The organism is Stenotrophomonas sp. LST15-1-1.1 (assembly GCF_040815575.1).
In the GTDB taxonomy this organism is placed as follows: Bacteria; Pseudomonadota; Gammaproteobacteria; order Xanthomonadales; family Xanthomonadaceae; genus Stenotrophomonas; species Stenotrophomonas lactitubi_B.
Genome location: NZ_JBFPNJ010000029.1, coordinates 129,041 through 152,686, shown reverse-complemented (window position 1 = coordinate 152,686; position 23,646 = coordinate 129,041). Strand labels below are relative to the sequence as shown.

24 protein-coding genes are annotated in these 23,646 nt (G+C 67.3%); 11 read left to right on the top strand and 13 right to left on the bottom strand.

The window, feature by feature from the left end:
- Positions 1–18 precede the first annotated feature (18 nt).
- The gene (locus tag MRBLST15_RS13345) at positions 19–282 is read left to right on the top strand and encodes a hypothetical protein (RefSeq protein WP_180167774.1); all 264 of its coding nucleotides are present in this window, start codon (positions 19–21) and stop codon (positions 280–282) included.
- Positions 283–367: 85 nt separating this feature from the next.
- Here MRBLST15_RS13345 and MRBLST15_RS13340 read toward each other — a convergent pair whose 3' ends face one another.
- Positions 368–661 (bottom strand): DUF3247 family protein, encoded by a 294-nt coding sequence (locus MRBLST15_RS13340; RefSeq protein WP_265954727.1) that lies wholly within the window; start codon positions 659–661, stop codon positions 368–370.
- Between the two features lie 51 nt (positions 662–712).
- Positions 713–2,698, bottom strand: coding sequence for a hybrid sensor histidine kinase/response regulator (locus tag MRBLST15_RS13335; RefSeq protein WP_265954729.1), 1,986 nt, complete (start codon positions 2,696–2,698; stop codon positions 713–715).
- A gap of 249 nt (positions 2,699–2,947) precedes the next feature.
- Between MRBLST15_RS13335 and MRBLST15_RS13330 the strand changes: the two genes are divergently transcribed.
- Positions 2,948–3,514: a DUF3016 domain-containing protein gene (locus tag MRBLST15_RS13330; RefSeq protein WP_367786213.1), complete on the top strand. Its 567-nt coding sequence runs from the start codon at positions 2,948–2,950 to the stop codon at positions 3,512–3,514.
- Here the strand turns inward: MRBLST15_RS13330 and MRBLST15_RS13325 are convergent.
- Genes MRBLST15_RS13325 through MRBLST15_RS13315 form a run of 3 tightly spaced genes read right to left on the bottom strand, consistent with a single transcriptional unit; the run spans position 3,498 to position 6,478 of the window.
- Positions 3,498–4,082, bottom strand: coding sequence for a hypothetical protein (locus MRBLST15_RS13325; RefSeq protein WP_367786211.1), 585 nt, complete (start codon positions 4,080–4,082; stop codon positions 3,498–3,500). The genes MRBLST15_RS13330 and MRBLST15_RS13325 overlap by 17 nt on opposite strands.
- A 42-nt stretch (positions 4,083–4,124) precedes the next feature.
- Complete coding sequence (gene alr, locus MRBLST15_RS13320) at positions 4,125–5,195, bottom strand: alanine racemase (protein WP_367786209.1); 1,071 nt, start codon at positions 5,193–5,195, stop codon at positions 4,125–4,127.
- The gene (locus tag MRBLST15_RS13315) at positions 5,174–6,478 is read right to left on the bottom strand and encodes a D-amino acid dehydrogenase (RefSeq protein ID WP_367786207.1); all 1,305 of its coding nucleotides are present in this window, start codon (positions 6,476–6,478) and stop codon (positions 5,174–5,176) included. The genes alr and MRBLST15_RS13315 overlap by 22 nt, the downstream gene beginning before the upstream one ends.
- Positions 6,479–6,627: 149 nt before the next feature.
- Here MRBLST15_RS13315 and MRBLST15_RS13310 point away from each other — a divergent pair, with 149 nt between their 5' ends.
- Positions 6,628–7,107, top strand: coding sequence for an Lrp/AsnC ligand binding domain-containing protein (locus tag MRBLST15_RS13310; RefSeq protein WP_265954740.1), 480 nt, complete (start codon positions 6,628–6,630; stop codon positions 7,105–7,107).
- A 57-nt stretch (positions 7,108–7,164) separates the two neighbouring features.
- Here MRBLST15_RS13310 and MRBLST15_RS13305 read toward each other — a convergent pair whose 3' ends face one another.
- Both MRBLST15_RS13305 and MRBLST15_RS13300 read right to left on the bottom strand, forming a co-directional pair.
- Positions 7,165–7,317 carry a lana protein gene (locus MRBLST15_RS13305; RefSeq protein ID WP_265954742.1) on the bottom strand — a complete coding sequence of 51 codons (153 nt, stop codon included), beginning with the start codon at positions 7,315–7,317 and terminating at the stop codon, positions 7,165–7,167.
- A 412-nt stretch (positions 7,318–7,729) separates the two neighbouring features.
- Positions 7,730–8,104: a classical arabinogalactan protein 4 gene (locus tag MRBLST15_RS13300; RefSeq protein WP_312704405.1), complete on the bottom strand. Its 375-nt coding sequence runs from the start codon at positions 8,102–8,104 to the stop codon at positions 7,730–7,732.
- A gap of 137 nt (positions 8,105–8,241) precedes the next feature.
- On the opposite strand from MRBLST15_RS13300, the gene msrB reads away from it, so the two are divergent.
- From msrB to MRBLST15_RS13275, 5 genes are all read left to right on the top strand, one after another.
- A complete protein-coding gene (msrB, locus tag MRBLST15_RS13295) occupies positions 8,242–8,709 on the top strand; it encodes a peptide-methionine (R)-S-oxide reductase MsrB (protein WP_089238439.1) in 468 nt (155 codons plus the stop codon).
- Between the two features lie 101 nt (positions 8,710–8,810).
- Positions 8,811–9,665 (top strand): flagellar motor stator protein MotA, encoded by an 855-nt coding sequence (gene motA / locus MRBLST15_RS13290; RefSeq protein ID WP_012509934.1) that lies wholly within the window; start codon positions 8,811–8,813, stop codon positions 9,663–9,665.
- 3 nt (positions 9,666–9,668) lie between these two features.
- Positions 9,669–10,643, top strand: coding sequence for a flagellar motor protein MotB (gene motB, locus MRBLST15_RS13285; RefSeq protein ID WP_265952597.1), 975 nt, complete (start codon positions 9,669–9,671; stop codon positions 10,641–10,643).
- Positions 10,644–10,776: 133 nt separating this feature from the next.
- Positions 10,777–11,286, top strand: coding sequence for a hypothetical protein (locus MRBLST15_RS13280; protein WP_265952598.1), 510 nt, complete (start codon positions 10,777–10,779; stop codon positions 11,284–11,286).
- Between the two features lie 13 nt (positions 11,287–11,299).
- Positions 11,300–11,575 (top strand): DUF4031 domain-containing protein, encoded by a 276-nt coding sequence (locus tag MRBLST15_RS13275; RefSeq protein ID WP_367786203.1) that lies wholly within the window; start codon positions 11,300–11,302, stop codon positions 11,573–11,575.
- 136 nt (positions 11,576–11,711) lie between these two features.
- On the opposite strand, the gene MRBLST15_RS13270 is transcribed toward MRBLST15_RS13275, so the two are convergent.
- Entirely contained in the window at positions 11,712–12,254 is a 543-nt protein-coding gene (locus MRBLST15_RS13270; protein ID WP_089238429.1) for a DUF6630 family protein, read from the bottom strand.
- Positions 12,255–12,344: 90 nt separating this feature from the next.
- Between MRBLST15_RS13270 and MRBLST15_RS13265 the strand changes: the two genes are divergently transcribed.
- Positions 12,345–12,596, top strand: coding sequence for a DUF3297 family protein (locus MRBLST15_RS13265; protein ID WP_049466119.1), 252 nt, complete (start codon positions 12,345–12,347; stop codon positions 12,594–12,596).
- A 110-nt stretch (positions 12,597–12,706) separates the two neighbouring features.
- On the opposite strand, the gene MRBLST15_RS13260 is transcribed toward MRBLST15_RS13265, so the two are convergent.
- From MRBLST15_RS13260 to MRBLST15_RS13250, 3 genes are all read right to left on the bottom strand, one after another.
- Positions 12,707–14,350 (bottom strand): Na+/H+ antiporter, encoded by a 1,644-nt coding sequence (locus MRBLST15_RS13260; RefSeq protein ID WP_099821572.1) that lies wholly within the window; start codon positions 14,348–14,350, stop codon positions 12,707–12,709.
- A 235-nt stretch (positions 14,351–14,585) separates the two neighbouring features.
- The gene (locus MRBLST15_RS13255; RefSeq protein WP_367786200.1) at positions 14,586–15,395 is read right to left on the bottom strand and encodes a dioxygenase; all 810 of its coding nucleotides are present in this window, start codon (positions 15,393–15,395) and stop codon (positions 14,586–14,588) included.
- A 43-nt stretch (positions 15,396–15,438) separates the two neighbouring features.
- On the bottom strand, positions 15,439–15,849 hold the full coding sequence (locus MRBLST15_RS13250; protein ID WP_367786198.1) for a DoxX family protein: 411 nt from the start codon (positions 15,847–15,849) through the stop codon (positions 15,439–15,441).
- A 93-nt stretch (positions 15,850–15,942) separates the two neighbouring features.
- On the opposite strand from MRBLST15_RS13250, the gene MRBLST15_RS13245 reads away from it, so the two are divergent.
- Positions 15,943–16,824 (top strand): LysR family transcriptional regulator, encoded by an 882-nt coding sequence (locus MRBLST15_RS13245; protein WP_089238419.1) that lies wholly within the window; start codon positions 15,943–15,945, stop codon positions 16,822–16,824.
- Positions 16,825–16,915: 91 nt separating this feature from the next.
- On the opposite strand, the gene MRBLST15_RS13240 is transcribed toward MRBLST15_RS13245, so the two are convergent.
- Positions 16,916–19,978, bottom strand: a complete 3,063-nt coding sequence (locus tag MRBLST15_RS13240; protein WP_367786196.1) for a bifunctional diguanylate cyclase/phosphodiesterase — start codon at positions 19,976–19,978, stop codon at positions 16,916–16,918.
- A 174-nt stretch (positions 19,979–20,152) separates the two neighbouring features.
- Between MRBLST15_RS13240 and MRBLST15_RS13235 the strand changes: the two genes are divergently transcribed.
- Positions 20,153–22,264, top strand: a complete 2,112-nt coding sequence (locus tag MRBLST15_RS13235) for a M13 family metallopeptidase (RefSeq protein ID WP_367786194.1) — start codon at positions 20,153–20,155, stop codon at positions 22,262–22,264.
- A gap of 167 nt (positions 22,265–22,431) precedes the next feature.
- Here MRBLST15_RS13235 and MRBLST15_RS13230 read toward each other — a convergent pair whose 3' ends face one another.
- Positions 22,432–23,361, bottom strand: a complete 930-nt coding sequence (locus MRBLST15_RS13230) for an oxygenase MpaB family protein (RefSeq protein WP_367786192.1) — start codon at positions 23,359–23,361, stop codon at positions 22,432–22,434.
- Positions 23,362–23,646: the final 285 nt, after the last annotated feature.

The following is a 23,646-nucleotide window of genomic DNA, read 5'->3' as shown; positions in this document are numbered from 1 at the left end:
AACCCATGGAGATCCTGCATGCGAGCCTTGTTCGTCGGAGGTGTCGTCGACAACAGTGAAATGGACCTGGAAGGCAGCCATCCCCCCGTGCATTACCCGGAGGATACCGGCGGTGGTCACTCCCGCTATCGCCTGCACCAGGTCGGCCACGGCGCCGATGGCAGTGTGGCCTACGCCGTGTATGGAGCACCGGATCTGGCCGACGAGGAAGTGACCCGGGTAGCCGAGGAGCGCGCCTATGCGCGCAGGTTCGAAGCGACGGCAACGCTGTTCGAGCACTGATAGGCCTGTAGCGCCCGAGCCCATGCTCGGGCGGCGGCGCAGCCGTGCGGACGGCAACCGAGCATGGGCTCGGCTCTACATCGGATCACGGCGCTGTGGGCGGCAGCTCGCGGATGCTGGCGATTTCATCCAACCACACGTGGTGCTGCTGCACCGGCGTATCGAGATCGTCCAGCCGCAGCTGGCCGTTGCTGCCTTCATCACCGGCGTCGTTTCGGTACTGCTGCAACGTTGGCTGCACGGCCACGGTGCCCAGCAGGCGGCGGCCATCGTGCAGGGTCAGCTGCACCTGGGTTTCCCCGCGCAACTGGAGCAGCAGGGCTTCCAGGCGCGCGATCTGCGCCGGATCGGTATGGATTCGGGGAGCAATACGGGACATCGACAACCTCCTGCGTGCAGGCGTGCAGGATCGCCGATTCGTCGTGAACGCTCAGTGCAGCAGGCTGTCCCCGCGCGTGGCCTGCACGCGCCGCACCACACCCACCAACTGCGCCACCGAGTACGGCTTGGCCACATGTTCCTGGAAGCCCGAGGCCAACGCACGGCGACGGTCATCGGCACGCGCCAGCGCCGTCACCGCCACCGCCGGCAATGCCGTGGCATCCACGCCCAGGTCCTCGCGCAGCGTGCTCACCAGGCCATAGCCATCCATGCCCGGCATGCCGATGTCGGTCAGCAGCACGTGGTACTGCAGGTGGCCATTGTCGGCCAGCAGCGCCAGTGCCTCGCCCGCAGAGCTGGCCGCCGATACGCTGGCGCCCTGCTCTTCCAGCATGCGGCGCAGGTATTCCAGCACTTCAGGCTGGTCTTCCACCGCCAGCACATGCAGGCCGCGCAGCGGGTATGGCTCGACCACCATCGGTTCCATGATCGGACCACTGACCACCTCACGCAGCGGACGCCGTTCGGCATCGGGCAGGTGCTGCGGCAAGCGCACGGTGAAGGTGGAACCGTGACCGTGGCCATCGCTGGCCGCACTGACCGTACCGCCATGCAGCTCGACCAGCTGCTGCACGATCGCCAAGCCCAGTCCCAGGCCGCCATGACGGCGGGTGGTGGTGCCGTCAGCCTGGCGGAAGCGGCTGAACAGATGGTTCAGGAATTCCGGCGCGATGCCGTCGCCGGTATCACGCACGGTGATCGTCCAGTAGTTGCCGTCGGCCTGCAGCTGCACGTCGATGCGGCCTTCAGCCGGGGTGAACTTGATCGCGTTGGACAGCAGGTTCCAGAACACCTGCTGCAGCCGGGTGGCATCGCCCAGCACCTGGCAGGGCTGCGCCGGCAGCTGCAGGGTGACGTCCAGCGCCTTGCCCTCGGCCACCAGTTCCTGCGCGCCCATCGCTTCGTTCAACTGGTCGCGCAGATCCAGCACTTCCACTTCCAGCTGCACCTTGCCCAGCAGCATGCTGCTGAGGTCGAGCATGTCCGAGATCAGGCGCTTCTGCGCGGTGGCACTGTTGGCGATCACGCCCAGGCCCTTGTACAGCGGGCTGGTGGAATCCACGCGCTGCAGCAGCAGTTCGCTCCAGCCCAGGATCGTGGTCAGCGGCGTGCGCAGCTCATGCGACAGCGTGGCCAGGAATTCATCCTTCAACCGCGCCATGTTCTCCGCGGCACTGCGTGCGGCGCGCTCGGACTGCAGCAGCTCCTCGCGCGCCAGTTCGATCTCGCGACGCTCGGTGACGTCCGGGCTGCTGCCGGCCAGGCCGATGAAGCGACCCATCCGCGAGAAGCGCGGACGGGCGTTCATTTCCAGCCAGCGCCACTGTCCATCGGCGCGGCGGGCGCGTACCAGCGCATGCATCGAACGCTGCGCTTTCAGCGCTTCCTGCAGTTCGTACTCGAACACCGACGCATCGTCGGGATGCACCAGGCCGCGCCAGACATCTTCCGGCACACGGTTCTCGTCGCCGCCGAAGAACTCGCTGAAGGCACTGTTGACGAAGCGGGCGTGGCCGCGCTCGTCCAGCACCCACACCGGCATCGGCAAACCATCGGCCAGTGCACTGAAACGGGCCTCGCTCTCGCCCAGCTCCACTTCCATCTGCTTGCGCGCGGTCACATCGAAGAACAGCACGCCCACCAGGTCATCGCCCGGCCGGCCGACACGCACCGCATCCACCGCGAACGAGCGCCCGAGAGCACGGGCGTCCATCTCGAATTGCGCCGGTCGCCCGGTCCGCGCCACTTCGCCGTAGATCCGGAACCAGTCGCCTTCGTGCTGTGGCTCCAGCGCGCTCATGCGCTTGCCGCAAGCATCCTTCAGGCCGGTATGGCGCTCGAAGGCATCGTTGACCTCGAGGAAGCGGTAATCGATCGCCTCATCACCGTCGAACAGCACCTGGATCACACAGAAACCTGCGTGGATGCGCTCAAGCACGCCATGGTGCAGGTCAGTTTCGGGCGTCGGCACCATCAAGGGTGAGCGCTCCACGAGGGGCGGCAGTGTGGACAAGGGCGTGGGGAGAAAAGACCGGATGGAGGTACAGCATCTTCCAGAGGGCGTATTCACAGCGTCAAGCGCCGTCAGTCACGGTTGACGACCATGAATTGGCGGCAACTGTTGACGCATTTGACGCCACTGACCATTGCTGCGGCCCTCCAGCGGGATCACACTCGATCCGAGATCATCACCCTCCCCGCTTCGGGGACGCAGGAGACTGCCATGAAAGGTTCGCTTTCAACCGCCCTGCTGCTGGCCGGCATGCTTGCCGTGGGCAGCGTGGGCGCCGCGCCGCGCACGGTAACCGCGCCCGACGCACCGCGCGCGCTGCAGGCCGATGGCCCGGTCAGCGTGAAGTGGGACGATCCGGCGAAATTCACCGAGCTCCGCCAGAGCAGCAACCGCTTCGAGGCTGAACGCGGTGACTGGGTGCAGCAGCTGGCACGCTACGTACAGACCAGCGCCGCCAAGCCCCTGCAGGCCGGGCAGACGCTGGACGTGACCCTGGTCGATATCAAGCGCGCGGGCGACTACGAGCCGTGGCACGGCCCGCGTGGCAGCGATATCCGGATCATGCGCGACATCTACCCGCCGCGGATCACCCTGCAGTACACGCTGAAGGACGCCAGCGGGCGCATCATCGATGAAGGCGACGCCCGCCTGAGCGACAGCGGCTACCTGCACAACATCGGCCTGAAGAGCGACACCGATCCGCTGCGTTATGAGAAGCGCCTGATCGATGATTGGGTGAAGCGCCAGCTGACCTCGCGCGTTACCGCTGCGCGGTAATCCCGCGCAGCGCGACCCACCGGTAGGTGTCGACCTTGGTCGACACACATCCACGGCGCCGACCAAGGTCGGCCACTACCAGAACCGCGCGCAGCGCCTGATCGATCCGGTAGGTGTCGACCTTGGTCGACACACATCCACGGCGCCGACCAAGGTCGGCCGCTACCAGAGCCGTGCGCAACGCCTGATCGATCCGGTAGGTGTCGACCTTGGTCGACACGCATTCAAAGCGCCGACCAAGGTCGGCCGCTACCAGAGCCGTGCGCAGCGCCTGATCGATCCGGTAGGTGTCGACCTCGGTCGACACGCATTCACAGCGCCGACCAAGGTCGGCCGCTACCAGAGCCGTGCGCAGCGCCTGATCGATCCGGTAGGTGTCGACCTTGGTCGACACACATTCAAAGCGCCGACCAAGGTCGGCCGCTACCAGAACCGTGCGCAGCGCCTGATCGATCCGGTAGGTGTCGACCTTGGTCGACACGCATTCACTGCGCGGACCAAGGTCGGCCGCTACCAGAACCGTGCGCAACGCCTGATCGATCCGGTAGGTGTCGACCTTGGTCGACACGCATTCAAAGCGCCGACCAAGGTCGGCCGCTACCAGCGCCGGTCAATCCTGGTAGACACGTGCCACGCGCTTGACGCCACACGGCAGCTGGTAGGCACTGACACCGCAGCGCGGGGCCAGCTCGGACAGCGTCGGCGCTGTGCCCCACAGTTCCACCACGCTGCCGACGCCGGCCTGCGCATGCGCGGTCAGGTCCACGGTCAGCATGTCCATCGACACGCGGCCGATCAGCCCACCGGGTTGGCCATCGATCAGCACCGGGGTGCCATTGGGGGCGAACTGCGGATAGCCATCGGCATAGCCCAGTGCGACTACGCCCACGCGTGTGCGTGCCTTGGCGACGAAACGCGCACCGTAGCCGACCGGCTCACCGGCCTCGATCCAACGTTCGGCGATGACCTTGGACTGCATCGTCATCACCGGGCGCAGGCGCGCGGTGAGCTCGCTGTCGTCCGGCAGCGGGTTGGCGCCGTACAGCATCAGGCCCGGGCGCACCCAGTCACTGCGTACATCCGGCCAGCCCAGCAGCGCCGGCGAATTGCAGACACTGGTCTCGCCTTGAAGGTCTTCGATGGCCTCGACGAAGGTCGCGGCCTGCTCATGGGTACGCTCGCTGTCCAGCTCGTCGGCACGTGCCAAGTGGGTCATCAGTACGATGCGCGCCACCTGCGGCAGTGCAGACAAACGTGCGTGCGCGGCGCGGAAACCGGCCACGTCCAGGCCCAGCCGGTGCATGCCACTGTCCAGCTTCAGCCACACCGTCAGCGGGCGCGGGCTGTCGAACGCGGCCAGCGCCTCCAGCTGCCACGGCGAACCGACTGAGAACCACAGGTCATGCTCGGCCACCAGCGCCATCTCGCTGGGCTCGAAGATGCCTTCCAGCAGCAGGATCGGTGCACGGATACCGGCCTGGCGCAGTTCCAGTGCCTCTTCGATCGTGGCCACGCCGAAGCCGTCGGCCTCGCCTTCCAGTGCCTGCGCGCAGCGCACCGCGCCATGACCATAGGCATCGGCCTTGATGATCGCCAACGCCTTGCCACCACCCAGCTCACGGGCCAGGCGGTAGTTGCTGCGCAGTGCGCCCAGATCGATCAGCGCGCGGGCAGGACGCATGTGCGGTTCTCATGTTGCGGGGCGTGGCGGTACTGGCCGTAGCGGAAGATATCCAGGCCTTCGGTGCTGATCTGCGGCTGGCGCGCGCTCATCAGGTCGGCCAGGTAGCGGCCCGAGCCGCAGGCCATGGTCCAGCCCAGCGTGCCGTGGCCGGTGTTGAGGAACAGGTTGCGGAACGGCGTGGCGCCGATCACCGGCGTGCCGTCGGGCGTGGCCGGGCGCAGGCCGGTCCAGAACTCGGCCTTTGCCAGGTCACCGCCCTTCGGGTACAGATCGCGCACCACCAGCTCCAGCGTCTCGCGGCGGCGCGGCGACAGCGACAGGTCGAAGCCGGCCACTTCGGCCATGCCGCCGACGCGGATGCGGTTGTCGAAGCGGGTCACCGCCACCTTGTAGCTCTCATCGAGGATGGTCGAGGAGGGCGCCATCGCCGGGTCGGTGATCGGCAGGGTCAGCGAGTAGCCCTTCAGCGGATACACCGGCAGACGCATGCCCAGCGGCGCAACCAGCGCCGGAGAATAGCTGCCCAGTGCGACCACGAAGCGGTCCGCGGTTTCCAGCTTGCCGCCGATGCGTACGCCGGTGATGCGGTCACCGTCGAATTCCACGCCGGTGATGTCCTGGTCGTAGCGGAACTCGACACCCGCTTCGGCCGCCATCTGCGCCAGGCGGCGGGTGAACAGCTGGCAATCGCCGGTCTGGTCGCGCGGCAGGCGCAGCGCGCCGACCAGGCCATCGACGTGGGCCAGCGCGGGCTCGGCCTCGATGATGCCGGCGCGATCCAGCACTTCGTACGGCACGCCGTACTGGGCCAGGATCTCGATGTCCTGTGCTGATGCATCCAGCTGCTGCTGGGTGCGGAACAGCTGGGTGGTGCCCAGGTCGCGCCCTTCGAAATCGATGCCGATCTGCGCGCGCAGCTCGTTCAGGCAGTCGCGGCTGTACTCGGACATGCGCACCATGCGCGCCTTGTTGATCGCGTAGCGCTCGTGGGTGCAGTTACGCAGCATCTGCCACAGCCAGCGGTACTGGGCCAGGTCCATGCCCGGCTTGATCGCCAGCGGTGCGTGCTTTTCGAACAGCCAGCCGATGGCCTTCTTCGGCACGCCCGGGGCGGCCCACGGCGAGGTGTAGCCGAAGGACAGCTGGCCGGCATTGGCGAAGCTGGTTTCCAGCGCGGGACCGGGCTGGCGGTCGACGACCGTGACTTCAAACCCGGCCTGTCGCAGGTACCAGGCACTGGTGGTGCCGATCACGCCGCTGCCGAGAACTAGGACTCGCATGGGAATTCTCCAACCCGATCATTCCCTGCATTTGGGTGCGCAGGGGCCACAATCGGGGAAGTATATTCTTCCGTTCCTAGGTGATTTGCCTGATTTTAGGAATGCAGGCAGGATATTTTCCTCTGATTCATTCCCCGAGGTTGACGGCCATGACCACCCGCCCCCGCGAACTGGACAAGATCGACCGCAAGATCCTGCGCATCCTGCAGGGCGAAGGCCGCATTTCCTTCACCGAGCTGGGCGAACGGGTCGGTCTGTCGACCACCCCGTGCACCGAGCGCGTGCGCCGGCTGGAGCGCGAAGCGGTGATCACCGGCTATCACGCGCACCTGGACCCGTCCGCGCTGAAGGCGAGCCTGCTGGTGTTCGTGGAGATCAGCCTGGCCTACAAATCCGGTGACATCTTCGAGGAGTTCCGGCGTGCGGCACTGAAGCTGCCCAACGTACTGGAATGCCATCTGGTGTCAGGAGATTTCGATTACCTGTTGAAGGCGCGGATCAGCGAGATGGCCTCGTATCGCAAGCTGCTTGGCAGCACCCTGCTGACCCTGCCGCATGTGCGTGAATCGAAGAGCTACATCGTGATGGAAGAGGTCAAGGAAACCTGGACGCTGCCGATTCCCGATTGAGTCGACCGGCGGCAGCGGGACCAGACCCCGTAGCACGGGCTCTGGCCCCTGGCTGCATCAACGCTGCTGCGGGTTCTTCATGGAACCCTGTTGCGGATTCTTCTTCTGCTGCTCGCTCGGCTGCTGTTGCTGTTGCTGCTGGCGCTGCTGGTCCTGCGGTGTTTTGCCCTGCTGTTCCTTGCCGGGATGACGGTTCTGCTGGTTGGCCATGATCGTATTCCAAGGGGACGAGGGAAGCGCGACGGCAGGGATGCCGGCGCAGGTCCACCGTGGTCCTGGCGCGGTTAATCGCAGGCGAAAAACGGGTGATGCGGGGTGTGCAGGGCGGGGGCTGTTTTCCGGCGTTCATGTGGGTGGCGGGTTTCCTGCCAACGGCTGAGCCCCTCGTGGCTGGGGCCTGGTGCGGCGCTGCGCGTGGGCCGGGCGGGTGGGCTGTGCAGGGGACGCCGTGAATACGTCCCTGTAGGCTCGGGCGCGCCATCCATGGCGCTTACGCCCCTGCACAGCTCACCCGCCTGGCCTTGGACAGGTTCATGCGGGCGCCAGCCACGGAAAGAAAAAAAGAGCGACAGCGGGTCGCTGCGCTCTCTTTGGAGTACGCGATTGGTTGCGGGCGCTGGGGTCAGCGCTTGATCTGCTGGCCGTCGCCGGTGGGTACGCTGTCGTAGTAGCGGCCGGTGCGCGAGTCGAACACGCGGTTGGGGCCGACCGGTTTGACGCCGGGAACGATGCGGCCGTTGCGGTCGTAGACCTTGTCCGGCAGTGTCGGTGCGGGCGTGGGGGTCACCTGGGCGGGGCCGGTCGAGCGGATCGGCTGGGCCGGCTGCGGCGAGGGCAGCACCTGCGGTTGCGGGCGCGACGCTTGCGGTGGCGGGGTGACAGGCGGCGGTGCCAGCGTCGAGCTGCTGCGGGTGGCGGTCGGATTGCCGGTGGGCACCTGCGCCTGGGCAAGCAGAGGCAGCAGGGCCGTCAACAGCAGAACCAGGCGGGGTTTCATGGCGTGCTCCAGAGTGGACCCCATCCACCCTGCACCTGCACCTGTGTGCCGCCCATGAACGGCCATCACACTTGCAAGCGCGTGCCGACACCCCCACGTCTGCGGCATCCCAGGCCACAACCCCACGGAGAGCCGGCATGAGCGCTTTCGATCTGACGCCCCCCACCGCCACGCAGACCGAAGCCCTGGTCGCCGGACTCAGTGCCGAGGAGCGCCGCGTGCTGCTACAGCACGGCACCGAGGCGCCCTTCTGCGGGGTGTTCCTCGACAACAAGCGCGAGGGCGTCTATTGCTGCAGGCTGTGCGCGCTGCCGCTGTTCCGCTCCAGCACCAAGTTCGATTCGGGCACCGGCTGGCCCAGTTTCTTCGCTCCGTTCGACCCGGCGCATGTGCGCGAGATCCGCGACAGCAGCCACGGCATGGTCCGCACCGAGATCACCTGCGCCCGCTGCGGCAGCCACCTGGGCCACGTGTTCCCGGACGGTCCGCCGCCCACCTACGAGCGCCACTGCCTGAACTCGGTCTCACTTTCCTTCACCGGCAACGGCGAGCCCTGGCCCGATCCGCTGCAGCGTGGCGGCGCGGAAGCCGGCGTGGCGGGCTGAGACCCGCCGAAAGGGCCCGCTGACCGACTTCACAGAATTCCCTCTTCAGAAACACCGGTGTCAGGCCGACAAGGAGATATCCCCCCTCCTTGCGTCGCGCCATGCTCATCATCGTTGGATTCCTGGTCGTCATCATCAGCGTGCTGGGCGGCTACCTCGGCGCACACGGCCGCCTTGGGGCGCTGTGGCAGCCTTATGAGCTGGTCATCATCGGCGGTGCCGCGCTGGGTGCGTTCCTGGTCGGCACCCCGGCCAAGACCGTCAAGCAGACGCTGCAGGCCATGGTCGGCGTGTTCAAGGGCCCGCGCTACAAGCAGCAGGACTACATCGATGTCCTCAGCCTGGTGTACGAACTGCTCAACAAGGCCCGCCGCGAAGGCTTCATGGCGCTGGAAGACCATGTCGAGCGCCCGGCCGAAAGCGCGCTGTTCGGCAACTACCCGAAGGTGCAGGCCGACCACCACCTGATCGACTTCATCACCGACTGCCTGCGCCTGATGATCGGCAGCAACATCGAGCCGCACGAGCTGGAGCCGCTGCTGGAACTGGAGCTGGAGAAGCACCACGCCGAAGCCATGGCGCCGTCGCAGGTACTGACCAAGGTCGCCGACGGCCTGCCCGGTTTCGGCATCGTGGCGGCGGTGCTGGGCATCGTCATCACCATGGGCTCGATCGGCGGCGACATCGTCGAAGTGGGTGGCCATGTGGCCGGCGCGCTGGTCGGCACCTTCCTCGGCATCCTGCTGGGCTACGGCTTCGTCGGCCCGATGGCCTCGGCGATGGAAGCCCGTGCCGAGCAGGACAGCCGCATCTACGAGTCGGTGAAGACTGCCCTGCTGGCCTGCCTGCGCGGCTACAACCCGAAGATCGCGCTGGAGTTCGCCCGCAAGACGCTGCCGTCGAACGTGCGCCCGGCGTTCTCCGACTTCGAGCAGCACCTGAAGACGGTCAAGTAAGCCATGGCCGAGACCAAGCCCACCGTCATCGTCCGCCGGGTCAAGAAGGCCGGCCACGCCGCCCACCATGGTGGTTCGTGGAAGGTGGCCTATGCCGACTTCGTGACCGCGATGATGGCCTTCTTCCTGGTGCTGTGGCTGATGGCCAGCACCAGCAAGCCCGAGCGCGCGGCCATTTCCGAATACTTCCGCAATCCCAGCCCGCTGGTCGGCTCCAGCGCGACGCCGGCGCCGGGCATGGCCGGGCCGGGCGGCGCCAGCACCTCGATGATCAAGCTGGGCGGCGCCACCGATGTCTCGCGTGGCAACAGCAACGATCCCTTCCAGAACCAGCAGAAGTCGATTCCGCAACCAGTGGACGAACAGCAGCGCGACAAGCAGCAGCTGGAAGCGCTGATGAAGGAACTGCAGGAGGCGATCAGCCGCAGCCAGGCGCTGGAACCATTCAAGGATCAGCTGCTGCTGGACCTGACCCCGGAAGGCCTGCGCATCCAGATCGTGGACAAGCAGAACCGGCCGATGTTCGACCTCGGCAGCGCCACCCTGAAGCCGTACACGCAGCAGATCCTGCACGAGCTGGCCGAGTACCTGAACCACGTGCCGAACCGGATCAGCCTGACCGGCCACACCGACATCACCGCTTATTCGGCCGCACGCGGCTACGGCAACTGGGAACTGAGCGCCGACCGCGCCAATGCCGCGCGCCGCGCGCTGAACGATGGCGGCATGGACGACGGCAAGATCACCCGCGTGGTCGGCCTGTCTTCGTCGGTGCTGTTCGACAGGACCGACCCGCAGAACCCGATCAACCGCCGCATCAGCATCGTGGTGATGACCAAGGCCGCCGAAGAGGCCGCACTGGCCGGTGCCGGGCCGCAGGTGGGCCTGTCGGCGACCACCGTGGACCCGGACGTGCAGGCCGCGCAGGGGCCAGCAGGGGTCGGATCCCTTTCTGCAGGAAAGGGCTCTGACCGCTGACCGGTTTCCGCCGGGCATGGCCCGGCGCTACCGGATCCCAACGCCCAAAGGTAGCGCCGGGCCATGCCCGGCGAGCGCGCAGCGCGGCACCCAGTACAATGGCGGTCTTTCCGATTCCAGGTGATCCCACCCCATGTCCCAGTCCTCCAAGGCCAAGCGCGACAAGCGCAAGAAGCACCAGGCCAAGCGCCCGTTCCTCCGTCTGAACGCCCAGCAGCAGGTGCAGAACCATGCCGTGCTGGTCAACGAGGACGGCCAGGCCGTGGCCGCCATCGGCCTGCAGGGCCGCGAGTGGCTGCTGGCCATCGGTGGCCAGACCATGGGCAACGCCGACAACCCGGTGCCGATGCTGGCCATGCTCAAGCACCTGTCCAACGTGCAGGAAGCCGAAGGCCGCAAGGTCACCCTGGAATATTCCGAGCTGATGCAGAAGCTGCTCGACACCCTGGCTGAAGAAGCAGGCCAGACCGCCGAGGAGTACCTGGACAAGCTGGTGGCCGAGTTCGCCAGCGAGCAGGCTGAAGACGCAGCCGCCGAAGGCGAAGCTGCCGATGAAGCGGCTGCGGACACTGCCGGCGCCGAAGGCGCTGCCGACGCCGAGGCCGTTACGGCCGCCGACGCCGACGGCAAGCCGCAGGCCTGATCCGGCGGCGGCGGTGTCGGTCTACGTCGATGACGCGGTGCATCCCTGGCGCGGTCAGCGCTGGGCGCACCTGATGGCCGATACCTTGGCCGAGCTGCACGCGATGGCGGCGCAGCTCGGCATTTCCCCACGCGCCTTCCAGAACAAGGCCAGCGGGGCACATTACGATGTCACCGCCGAGCTGCGTGCGCAGGCGCTCGCGCTGGGCGCGGTGGCCATTTCCCGGCACGTCGATCGCGCACAGGTGAAAGCGGTGATCGCCAACGCCAGGGCGCAGTACCGGCCGTAGGCGCGCCCAAGGAACACGAGGGCGCGATTGGCATGAACGCATCGCAATGCGCGCGGAACCTGCCGCGACACATTGGACACGATTCATCCGGCGCGGCGAGAAGCCGCCGGGCATGGCCCGGCGCTACCGGTGACTCTCAGAACGGATCGCTGCCCAGCCGCACTTCCACGTTCAGCAGCGAGCACAGCGCCAGCAGGGCGTCGTCATCGCGGGTCAGCGCCATCCAGCCACTGAAGCCCTCGTTGCCGGCATCCACGCTCCACAGCGTGTAGTTGTGCTCGCGCAGGCGGTCGAAGGCGGTGCTCATCAGCTGCACGCCGTCCAGATCCGCGGCGAAGTCCTCATCGTCCAGGTCGCCACCCCAGTCCAGCTGCAGGTTGAAGCGCGCTGACAGCTCGTTCACCGCCGACTGCAGCGAATCGAAATCATCTCGCTCGACCTCGAAGCCGGACTGCCAGGCGATGGCGGTGAACAGCGCCGGCAGCCAATCGCTGTCGGCTTCCAGCGGCTGGCCGTCCTCGGACAGATGCTCGCGCCAGCGGTTGAACTGCTGCAGGGCCAGCTCTTCGTCGCCCGGATTGATCAGCACGAGCAGATTCCAGACCCGCGCCTCGAAGTCGTCCTCGTCGAAATCGTGGGCGTCTTCCTCGAAGTCGAAATAGTCGCTGTTGTCAGGCATGGCGGATCATCCTCGGGAGCAGGTGGGCATTCTACGGTTTATCCTGTACCGCTGAAGCCGGCCGTGGTGGCCGTCACTGTGAATGAAGCGATGAGCGATACCCCTCCCGACCACCTGGCGATCAACCCGGCCAGCCCCTTCCACGATGCGCAGGCCCTGGAGCGCGGCGTCGGCGTGCGCTTCAACGATGTCGAGCGCGACAACGTCGAGGAATACTCGGTCAGCGAAGGCTGGATCCGCGTGCAGGCTGGCAAGGCCCGCGACCGTCGCGGCAACCCGATGACCATCAAGGTCAAGGGCAAGGTCGAGGCTTACTTCCTGGAACAGAAGCCGGAAGCCTGACGGCTGCCTTGTAGAGCCGAGCCCACGCTCGGCTGCTTTCTGCTCAGGTGTCATGGCACCTGGACGGAAAGCTCAGCCGAGCGTGGGCTCGGCTCTACACAACAGACCCATCACTCGCGCTTGCGCGATTCCAGCAGGTCGAGGTTGCGGATCAGCCGCCGTGCGATCTCGTCAGACACCACCCCGCGGCGGGTCAGCCGGAACAGTTCCTCGCGCTCGGCGTTGAGGCCGGCGCTGCGCAGCTGGCGGTAGCCCATCTCCATCCGGTTCACCTTTTCCGGGTCCACGTCGGGGTTGTCGCGGTCCAGATGCCGCTGATACAGCAGGCTCACCCGCGATGCGGCGTCGTTGTACAGCTGCACGTTCTCGGTGTTCTGGTTCAGCACCAGCTGCTGGCGCATGCGCTCCACGCCCGCCAACGCCGCCTTCGAGGACAGCTTGCGGGCCAGATCCTCTTCCTTGCGCTCACCCGAATCGGCCGGCAGCTGCAGGCCCTTCAACAGCTGCGGCAGCGCCACGCTGGCGCCGACCAGCGAGCACAGGATCACCGCGGCAGCCAGGAAGATCACCAGGTCACGTGCCGGGAACGGGCTGCCATCAGGCAGGAACAGCGGCAGGGTCAGCACACCGGCCAGGGTGATCGCACCCCGCACGCCCGCCACCGAGGTGGCCACCACGATGCGCCAGTTCGGTGCCTCGCCATGCTCCAGGCCGCGGCGCCGTGCGCGCAGCAGATTCCAACGCAGCGACAACCAGACCCACAGCAGGCGCAGCGCGATCAGTGTCGCGTTGATCACCAGCACATACACCAGCAGCCACCATGCGCTCTGGTGGCCGCTCTCGTTCATGGTGGTGGTGGCGCGTTCGACGATGCCCGGCAACTGCTCGCCCAGCAGCACGAACATGATGCCGTTGAAGCTGAACTGCAGCATGTTCCACACACCGGCACGCTGCACGCGCATGCTGCCGGACACGCGGCCGGTCATTTCCACGTAGCTCATGGAGATGCCCGCTGCGACCGCAGCGAGGATGCCCGAGGCGTTGATCTCTTCTGCCAGCAGGTACGCCGCGAACGGGATCAGCAAGTTGACCAGCATCGCCGCACCGGGCTCTTCGCCGAAGCGGCGCCACAGCCAGCGCTGGAACGTGGACACGCCGAGGGTGACCGCCACGCCGACGGCCAGGCCGGCCACCGCCACCCACAGGAAGGTCAGCGAGGCGGTCGCCAACGAGAAGGTGCCGGTCATCACCGCTGCCACCGCGAAGCGGAAGCAGACCAGGCCGGAGGCATCGTTGAGCAGCGACTCGCCTTCCAGGATGTGCATCAGGCGCTTGGGGATCGGCGCCTTCGAAGCGATTGCACCAACCGCCACCGGGTCGGTCGGCGACACGATCGCGGCCAACGCGAAGCACACCGCCAGCGGCATCACCGGAATCATCCAGTGGATCAGCAGGCCCGCGCCGATCACGGTGAACACCACCAGCCCGAACGCCAGCTCGAGGATCGCGCCCTTGTCGCGGAACAGGCCCTGTTTGGGAATGCGCCAGCCATCGAGGAACAACAGCGGCGGCAGGAACAGCAGGAAGAACACTTCCGGTTCCAGCGCGTGGCCGCGGTTGAATACCCCGGCGATCACCGCACCGAGGCCGATCTGCACCAGCGGCAGCGGCAACGAGAATGGCAGGACGCGAACCAGGTAACCGCTGGCGACAACGGCCACCAGCATCGCCAGGACGACTTCGATGGTGTGCATGCTTCTTCCACAGGAGCGGCGCGTGGGGCCGGGATAACCGGAGTGCGCCGGGGGACGGGAAAAAACTTAACACAGCAGGCCGCCACTGCGGCCAGCCATCTGAATGCGCGTCAGGACTGCGACAGCAAGCGCCGCTCTAGCCACGCCGGAGCGCTGCCCGCTCCAGGCGGCAGCAATACCCGACCCTGCCCTTGTGCGTGGGCAGGGCATTCCAGCACTTCGTGCAGCAGCGGGTTCACGCCGCATCCTGAGCGCGATCTGCGCCATCGAAGCGGTACAGGTCCATCGCCAGGAAGCCGGCATCGATACCGGCATCGATGCGCTTGGCACCAAAGCCGCCCTCGCCCGCCGCGCCCATCGCGAAGTACAACGGCAGCAGATGCTCGTCGGTGGGGTGCGCACGCTCCGCAAACGGTGCCTGCCGGCGGTAGTCGAACAGGGCATCGCGGTCGTTGGCGGCCAGCCGCTGCTCCACCCACTCGATGAACGGACGCACGTAGGGCGCTTCCTTGCCGTCCTGGTAGTTGCCCCAGTCGTGCAGGTTGTGGGTGATGCTGCCCGAGCCGATCAGCAGCACGCCCTGTTCGCGCAGCGGCGCCAGTGCGCGGCCCAGCGCGAACTGATGCTGCGGGCCCAGCATCGGCTGGATCGACACCGGCACTACCGGAATGTCGGCCTGCGGGTGCAGCAGGCGCAGCGGCACCCACGCGCCGTGGTCGAGGCCACGTTGCGGATCGAGTGCCACCGGCAGGCCTGCGGCGGCGATGCGGCCCGCCACGTCTTCGGCCAACGCCGGGTCACCGGGCGCCGGGTACTGCAGCTCGAACAATTCGCGTGGAAAGCCACCGAAATCGTGGATGGTCGGGGGCTGCGGATGGTTGCCGACCAGCGGCTGCCGGGCCAGCCAATGCGCCGAGGCAATGACGATCGCACGGGGGGGCGGAAGGTCGCGGGCCAGCTCGGCCAGGCGCACGCCGACCTGGCCCGGATGCAGGGCGGTCATCGGCGAGCCGTGGGAGATGTACAGCGAAGGCAGGCGGGACATGATCTTCTCCAATGACAGGAACGGGCAGCGGGCCGGATGACGATCAGCGCGAACGCAGGGTCCAGCGGCCATCGCCAAGCAGGAACAGCACGACCAGGGCCAGCGCCCAGAACGCCGGGTATTCCCAACCACCGCCCGCGTTGGCGAAGCTGAAACCGTTGGCGCCATGCACCGTCACGATGGTGCCCAGCAGCAGCGGCACACCGAGCAGGCCGATCCAGCGCGCGTAGATGCCGAGCAGCAGCGCGGCGGAGATCGTCAGCTCAACGGCGATGGTGAGGTAGCCCAGCACGCCGGGCAGGCCCAGCGACTCGAAGAAGGCAGCGGTACCTGCCGGGGTGAACACCAGCAGCTTGGTCAGTGCATGGACCAGAAACAACACGCCCAGGGCCAGCCGCAGCAGGGTTGCGGCATAGGCGGCAAGCGGAGACAGGGGAGTGGCGGTAGCGTTCATGGGGCACCTCGGGGGGACGAGGCACAGGTTATTGCGCCCCCCCTTACCGATAAATACGATGAATCGACCGTATTTATTTCAAAAGGCGCAACAATGGACACTCTGGATGCCATGCGCGTGTTCGTCGCGGTGGTCGAACGCAACGGCTTCAGCGCCGCCGCACAGGCGCTGGACATGTCCACGGCCGGGGTCACCCGCCAGGTCGCCGCGCTGGAAAAACGCCTGTCCACCCGCCTGCTCCACCGCACCACTCGCCGGGTCAGCCCGACCAGCGCCGGTGCCGCCTACTACGCCCAGTGCGTGCGCCTGCTGGCCGAGTTCGATGCGCTGGAGGCCAGCATCGGCGCACAGGCGCTGGAACCGTCCGGCATGCTGCGCATCAATGCACCGGTCAGCTGGGGCATCGCCCGCCTCGGGCCCTTGCTGGCCGGTTACCGCGAGCGCTTCCCGCAGGTCGAACTGGACCTGGCGCTGTCCGACCGCCTGGTGGACATGGTCGAAGAAGGCTACGACGTGGCCATCCGCATCACCCGCGAGCCCAGCCCGACCCTGATCGCACGGCGCCTGGGCCAATCGCGGATCAGCCTGTGTGCTGCACCGGCCTACCTGGCCGCGCACGGAACGCCGCAGGCACCCGAGGACCTGCAGACGCATACCTGCCTCGGCTACAGCTACTGGGCAGCCGGCGACCACTGGCCGCTGCAGGGACCGGGCGGCGAAGTGAAGGTGGCAGTGACCACCCTGCTGCGCGCCAACAATGGCGATGTCCTGCGCGAAGCGGCGATTGCCGGGATGGGCGTGATCCTGCAGCCGGACTTCCTGTTGCACGAAGCGCTGGCCGATGGCCGCCTGGTGCGCATCCTGCCGGAATGGGAAGCCGCGCCGATAGGCATCTTCGCCGTCTACACCAGCCGCAGCCACCTCGCGCCGAAGGTGCGCAGCTTCATCGATTACCTGGTGGAAACCGGGGTGTAAGGGCACGTCCGCCGGGCATGGCCCGGCGCTACCAGAGACGCGCCCATGACACGGTAGCGCCGGGCCATGCCCGGCGAGCGCGAAGCACGGCCTAGGCAACAACCTCATCCAGCTGCGCGATGATCTTCTCCAGCGGTGCCGGCCGCCCCAGCAGGTAACCCTGCACCTGGTCGCAGCCATGCGCAGCCAGCCAGTCCAGCTGTCCCGGCGTCTCCACGCCCTCGGCGATGATCGTCAGCCCCATGCTGTGGCCCAGCGACAGCAGCGCGCGGCAGATCGACGCGTTGCGCGGATTGGTCTCCACGTCGGCGACGAAGCTGCGATCGATCTTGAGGATGTCCAGCGGCAGGTGCTGCAGGTAGGACATGCTCGAGTAGCCGGTACCGAAATCGTCCAGCGACACGCTGATGCCCTGCTCGTGCAGGCGCTGCATGGTCTGCATCGCCTGCGCCGGCTTGCGCATCAGGCTGCTCTCGGTCAGCTCCACGTGCAGTGCACCGCGGGCCAGGCCGAAATCCTGCTGCGCGCGGGCGAACTCGGCCACCAGATCGCTGTTGAAGAACTGCACAGCGGACACGTTGACCGCGATCGACAGCTCGCCCCACCCCGCTTCGACCAGACGCCGCTGCGCCTGTGCTGCCGCGCGGATCACCCAGCGTCCCAACGCCAGGATCAGGCCGGTGTCTTCGCACAACTGGATGAACTCGCTGGGCGGGATGAAACTGCCGTCAGCCTGCGGCCAGCGCAGCAGCGCCTCCAGTGACGCCGGGCTGCCATCGCTGGCGTGCCGGATCGGCTGGAAGTACAGCTGGAACTCGTTGTCGATGGCCGCGTGGATACGGCCGGCCAGGCGCAGGCGGTCGGCCAGGCGGGTGGTCACCGCCGCATCGAACCAGGCCACGACGTTGCCTTCGGCGCGGGCCGCGTGCGCCGCCTGCGCGGCCATGCCGATCGCCTGTTCCGCGCTGTGGCCTGCATCGGCGTCACGTACCGCCACGCCAATGCGGGGTTCGAACTGGTGCAGCGAATCCTGGCCGCGCATCGGTGCCGACACGATCTGCAGCAGATCGTCCAGCACGCGCTGGGTGTTGTGTTCCGGGGCGATGGCCAGCACGAAGTCTTCCGCCGGCTGGAACGCCAGCAGGCCGAAGCGCGCGCCCAGCCCGCCCAGGCGCGAGGCCATCGACTGCAGAACCGCGTCGCCGATCTCGCGGCCCAGCGTATCGGCCACCAGCTGCAGGCCGCGCAGCTGTACATAGGCGATGGTGTAGGCGCCGGACTGCTCGTCCAGCTGTTCGCTCAGCGCGCGCACGTTGAGCAGGCCCGTGGCAGGGTTGTGGCGTGCGTGATAGGCAAGGTCGCGCTCGTAGGCCAGGCGCTCGCTGACATCCTCGGCCAGCACCAGGCATGCGGGCTGGCCATCGAAATCCAGCTGCGACAGGTGCACGCGCACTTCGAACACCGTGCCATCCTTGCGCTGGTGCAGGCGCACCGCAGCGTCCTGCAGTTCACCACTGCGCACCTGCGCGATTGCGCCCTTGACTTCGTCCCAGCCCTCACGCGGGCGGATGTCGAGGATGCTCATCGCCAGGAATTCGTCGCGGCTGTAGCCGTACTGCTGCACGGCCGCCTCATTGACCTCGATGAAGCGCAATGTGTCCGGATCGAATACCCAGAACGGCGCGGGGTTGCGATCAAAGAGCAGGCGGAAGCGGCGCTCGACCTGGCGCATCTGTTCGCGGGCCTGGTAGCGCTCGCTGAGGTCGGTCAGTGCACCGATCATGCGCCGCTGCCGGTCGGCCACCGCCACCCGCTGGCCGCGCGCGGCAACCCAGCGCACTGCACCGCCGGGCAGCACCAGACGAAATTCTTCGTCGAGTACCGCGTTGCCGGCGAAAGCCTGGTCGAAGGCCTGCTGCATGCGCGCGTTGTCATCGTGGTGCACGCGGGCGAAGAAATCGGCTACCGGCAACGCATCGGTCTGCACACCGAAGATCTCACGCGCCAGCGGTGACCAGCGCAGCAGCGCAGCGTCTTCGTCGACATACCAGGTACATACGCGGCCCACCTGATGGGCCAGGCGCAGCTCGGCGTGGCCGGTCCGCAGCTCTTCGGCCATCGACTGCTGCCGGTAAGTGCTGCGGCGCACTGCATACAGCAGCACCACCAGCAACCCGACGTAAGCCAGCACGATGGCGATTGCTGCCTGCAGGTACGGCCACCATGGCTTCAGCACGTCCTCGTCGGCCAGGCCGACCTGCACCGCCAGTGGGCTGCGTTCGAGGGTACTGATGGTGGAGATGCGCGGTATCTGGTCCACCGCGCCGGGAATGCTGCCCAGTTCAACCACGGCCTGCCGACCCAGCAGCGTGCGTGCCGGCAGCGTGTAACGGCGGCCGACCGTGCCCTGCGGATCTGGGACGCGCGCCAGCATGTAGCCATCGGCGTCGCTGATCGAGGCCAGGCCACTGGGCCCCACATCCAGGCCGCCCACGATCCGCTGAAGCTCGCCGCAGCGCAGCCGCGCCAGCAGCCAGCGATCGCCGGCCATCGGCAGCGCCAGCGGCACCACCCAGTCCCCGTCGTTGGCGCGCTGCGGCGGCCCGATGTACAGCGCGCTTCCCTGCCCGCGTCGCTGCGGATCGGTCCACAGCGGCAGCTGCAGGTCGCCCTTGCCGGCCGTCAGGGCGCGGCCGTAGGTATCGAGCACGACGATGCTGTGCAGCTCGGCATGCCGACCCAGCACGCCGGCAATGGCGGCGTCCAGCAGTGTGGGTGCCTGCGCAGGCACCGTGCGGAACAGCTCGGCCGCATCGGCGGCGATGCCGCCCATCGCCCGCTCCAGGTTGCGCAGCTCCAATGCCAGCAGGCGCTCGCTGCCTATCGCCAGCGCCCGGCTCTGCCGCTGCGCGGCTTCCAGCCGGCGCTGGTAATCGTTGGCCAGCATGGCGGCCAGGCCAAGCGCCAGCAGCACGCCCAGCACCACGCCGCCCCAGGTAATGGCACGCAACGGCCGGGCCAGCGCGTGTCTCAGCGCCGGCATCGATCGGTCTTCCCTGTGCAGTCGGCTGGCTTCATGCGCGAACGATTCCTCCACATCCCCGACCTCAACGGCCGGCGGACGCCATTCTTGACGCCTCGACCCGTCCTGCATGCGCCCTCCCCCGGGTGCCGCAGACATCCAGCCCGCAGCATGCACCACGCCGGTGACCGCGTGAAGGTCGGCGCTGCGTGTTCAGCCAGATCCCGCACAGTGCTGGCCCCCCAGGGCGCGTGCAGCCGGCCCGCAGCGGATTAGACTTGGAGTTTTCCGCCGCAAGAGAAGTCCATGTCCAAGCTGCGCCGCCCCACCCTGGCACTGGCCATCGTTGCCAGCCTGTCCCTGGCCGCCTGCGACCGCCCGGCCGATCCGGCCGCCGGCACCGCCGCACCGGCCGAGGCGACTCCCGCTGCCGCCAAGCCGATGCTGGGCAGCTTTGGTTTCGATGCCAGTGGCATGGACCGCAGCGTCGCCGCAGGTGACGACTTCTTCGGCTTCGCCAACGGCAGCTGGGTGAAGAACACCGAGATCCCGGCGGACCGCTCGCGCTTCGGCAGCTTCAACGTGATCGCTGAAAAGACCCAGGCCGACACCCGCGCGATCCTGGAAGGCGCTGCCGGCAACGCCCAGGCCAGCGGCGAAGACAAGTTGATCGGCGACTACTACGCCGCCTACATGGACGAGGCCGGCATCGAGCAGCGCGGCCTGGCACCGGTGCAGCCGCAGCTGAAGAACATCGATGCGATCGCCGACAAGGCCGGCCTGGCCCGCGCCCTCGGCGGCGACGTGCGCGCCGATGTCGACCTGCTCAATGCCACCAACTTCTACACCGATCGCCTGTTCGGCCTGTGGGTGTCGGTGGACCTGCTGCAGCCCGACCGCACCGCGCCGTACCTGGTGCAGGGCGGCCTGGGCATGCCGGACCGCGATTTCTACCTGGGGGGTGGTCGCATGGCCGAACTGCGCAAGCAGTACCAGGCCTACATCGCGCAGGTGCTGCAGCTGGCCGGCGTGGCCGACCCGGCCGGCAAGGCGCAGCGCATCCTCGCTCTGGAAACGAAGATCGCCCAGGCGCATGCCACCCAGGAAGAAACCAATGATGTGACCAAGGGCGCCAACCCCTGGACCCAGGCCGACTTCAACGCCAAGGCGCCGGGCATGGACTGGGCCGCGTTCCTGGACGCAGCCAAGCTTGGCCAGCAGCAGGACTTCATCGTGTGGCAGCCCAAGGCCGTGGCCGGCCTGTCCAAGCTGGTGGCCACCGAGCCGCTGGATGCCTGGAAGGACTACATGACCTTCCACGCGCTGGACCGCGCCGCCGCCTACCTGCCGAAGAAGTTCGCCGATGCGCGCTTCGCCTTCCACGGCACCGCGCTGAGCGGTACGCCGCAGCAGAGCGACCGCTGGAAGCGTGCTGTCGATGACGCCAACCATGCGGTCGGCGAGGCCATCGGCAAGCGCTACGTCGAAAAGCACTTCGATGCGAAGACCAAGGAACGTGCCGACGAGATGGCGAAGAACATCATCGCCGCCTTCGCCAAGCGCATCGATGCACTTGCGTGGATGTCACCGCAGACCAAGGCCAGCGCCAAGGCCAAGGTGGCCGGCCTGACCGTGGGCATGGGGTATCCGGACAAGTGGCGCGACTACACCGGCCTGGACATCCGCCGTGATGATCCGCTGGGCAATGCACAGCGCGCCGAGCTGTTCGAGTACCAGCGCAACATCGCCAAACTGGGCAAGCCGGTCGACCACGGCGAATGGGCGATGCTGCCGCAGACCATCAATGCGATGAACGTGCCGCTGGAAAACCGCCTGGTGTTCCCGGCGGCGATCCTGCAGCCGCCGTTCTTCGACGGCGCCGCCGACGACGCGGTGAACTATGGTGCGATCGGCGCGGTGATCGGCCACGAGATCAGCCACGGCTTCGACAATGCGGGCGCGTTGTTTGACGACACCGGCAAGCTGCACAACTGGTGGACGGCAGAAGACCTCAAGCAGTTCAACGCGGCCGGTGATGCGCTGGCCGCGCAGTTCAGCAGCTACGAGCCATTCGCCGGCGTGCACGTCAACGGCAAGTTGACCCTGGGCGAGAACATCGCCGACGTCGCCGGCCTGGGCACCGCTTACGACGCTTACCAGTTGTCGTTGCAGGGCAAGCCGGGCCAGACCCTGGAAGGCTTCACCCCCGACCAGCGCTTCTTCCTCGGCTTCGCCCAGGCGTGGCGCAGCAAGAGCCGCGAACAGGCGCTGCGCAATTCGCTGCTGACCGATGTGCATGCACCGGGCCAGTTCCGTGCGCTGACGGTGCGCAACATCGACGCCTGGTACCCGGCGTTCGACGTGAAGGAAGGCCAGAAGCTGTACCTGGCCCCGGACAAGCGGGTCAAGGTCTGGTGATGTAACGCAAACGGGCGCCGAAAGGCGCCCGTTTCGTTTCGATCGGTAGATGCCAACCTTGGTTGGCGCTTTTCAGGCATCCACGCATGGCGTGGATCTACCGTGTGCCTATCCACGCATGGCGTGGATGCGGCGCCGCGCGGCGGCGCGTCGACCAAGGTCGGCATCTACCGGGGCAAGGCTGGCCACTCGCGCAACACCTCCACCGGCACACCCACACGTGCGCACGCACGTGTCGCCAGGCCATCGGGCAGCGCGCGGCGGAACAGCGGCGCCATGCCCTGCATCAGCTTGGCCGACGCCGCTGCCTGCGCACGTTGGCGCGTGCTGCGCTCGAGCATGCCCTCGGCCCAGTCCGGCAGCAGCGCGGCTCCGGCACCGAGGAAAATTTCGCGTGACAGGCCGGGCACCGGCACCGGCAGGCGCACGCCGGACAGCACCTGCAGCACTTCGCGCGAGCGTTCGTCCACCAGCAGCTCCGGCTGCCGCGCACAGAAGTACGCATCCACTTCCGCCACACTGCGCGGCACATCCACCGCGCCCAGCGCTTCGGCCACGCAGCGGTACTCGTCGTAGTAGCGGTCGGCGATCGCGGCAGGCACTTCACGCCCGTAGCGGCGATAGCCCTGCAGGAAGCCATAGGCCTCGGTCACGTGCACCCACGTCAGCAGATGCGGATCATCAGCGGCATAGGGCTCGCCCTGCGCGGTATGGCCGCGGATGTGCGCGTGGATGCGCCGCACCTTGGCCACCAGCGCTTCCACCTCGCCTGCCGGTGCGTAGCTGGTGCCGGCCACGAAGGCGGTGGTGCGGCGCAGGCGGCCGACGAGGTCCTGGCGGAAATTGGAATGGTCGTAGACACCGGCCAGCGCGCGCGGATGCAGGGTCTGCAGCATCAGTGCGCACAGGCCGCCGGCGAGCATCGAGGGCAGTTCGGCGTGCATCCGCCAGGTCACGCTGTCCGCACCGAACCAGCCGGGATCGCCCAGCGGGTGGTCGTAGTCGATGCCGCTCTGGCCACGCGGAAACGCATCCAGTACCCAGCGTCGGATCGGCGCAGTGACGGGGCGGGTAAGACGGTGCAGCAACGGCGGCATCACGGGTCCAGATCGGCGGAGGGGCGGACCGCGTCCTGCGCGGTTCCCCCCGATTCTGGGCGATCGCGACAGGCACGGCGAGCCCGGCCGCTCAGCGTCGGTTTCATGTGCGCGCGCAGCACGTTTCACCCTGCGACATCTTGTCGCAGGCAGCGCGAGCAATGTTGCGTCGCACCAATTTTCACCTGTTCAGACAGAACCCTTGTGCCGCGTGGCCTTGAGGCCATTGCACCGCTCGCTGGAAGTGCTAGAACTGAACCCGCCACACCGTCCACTGCAGATCGC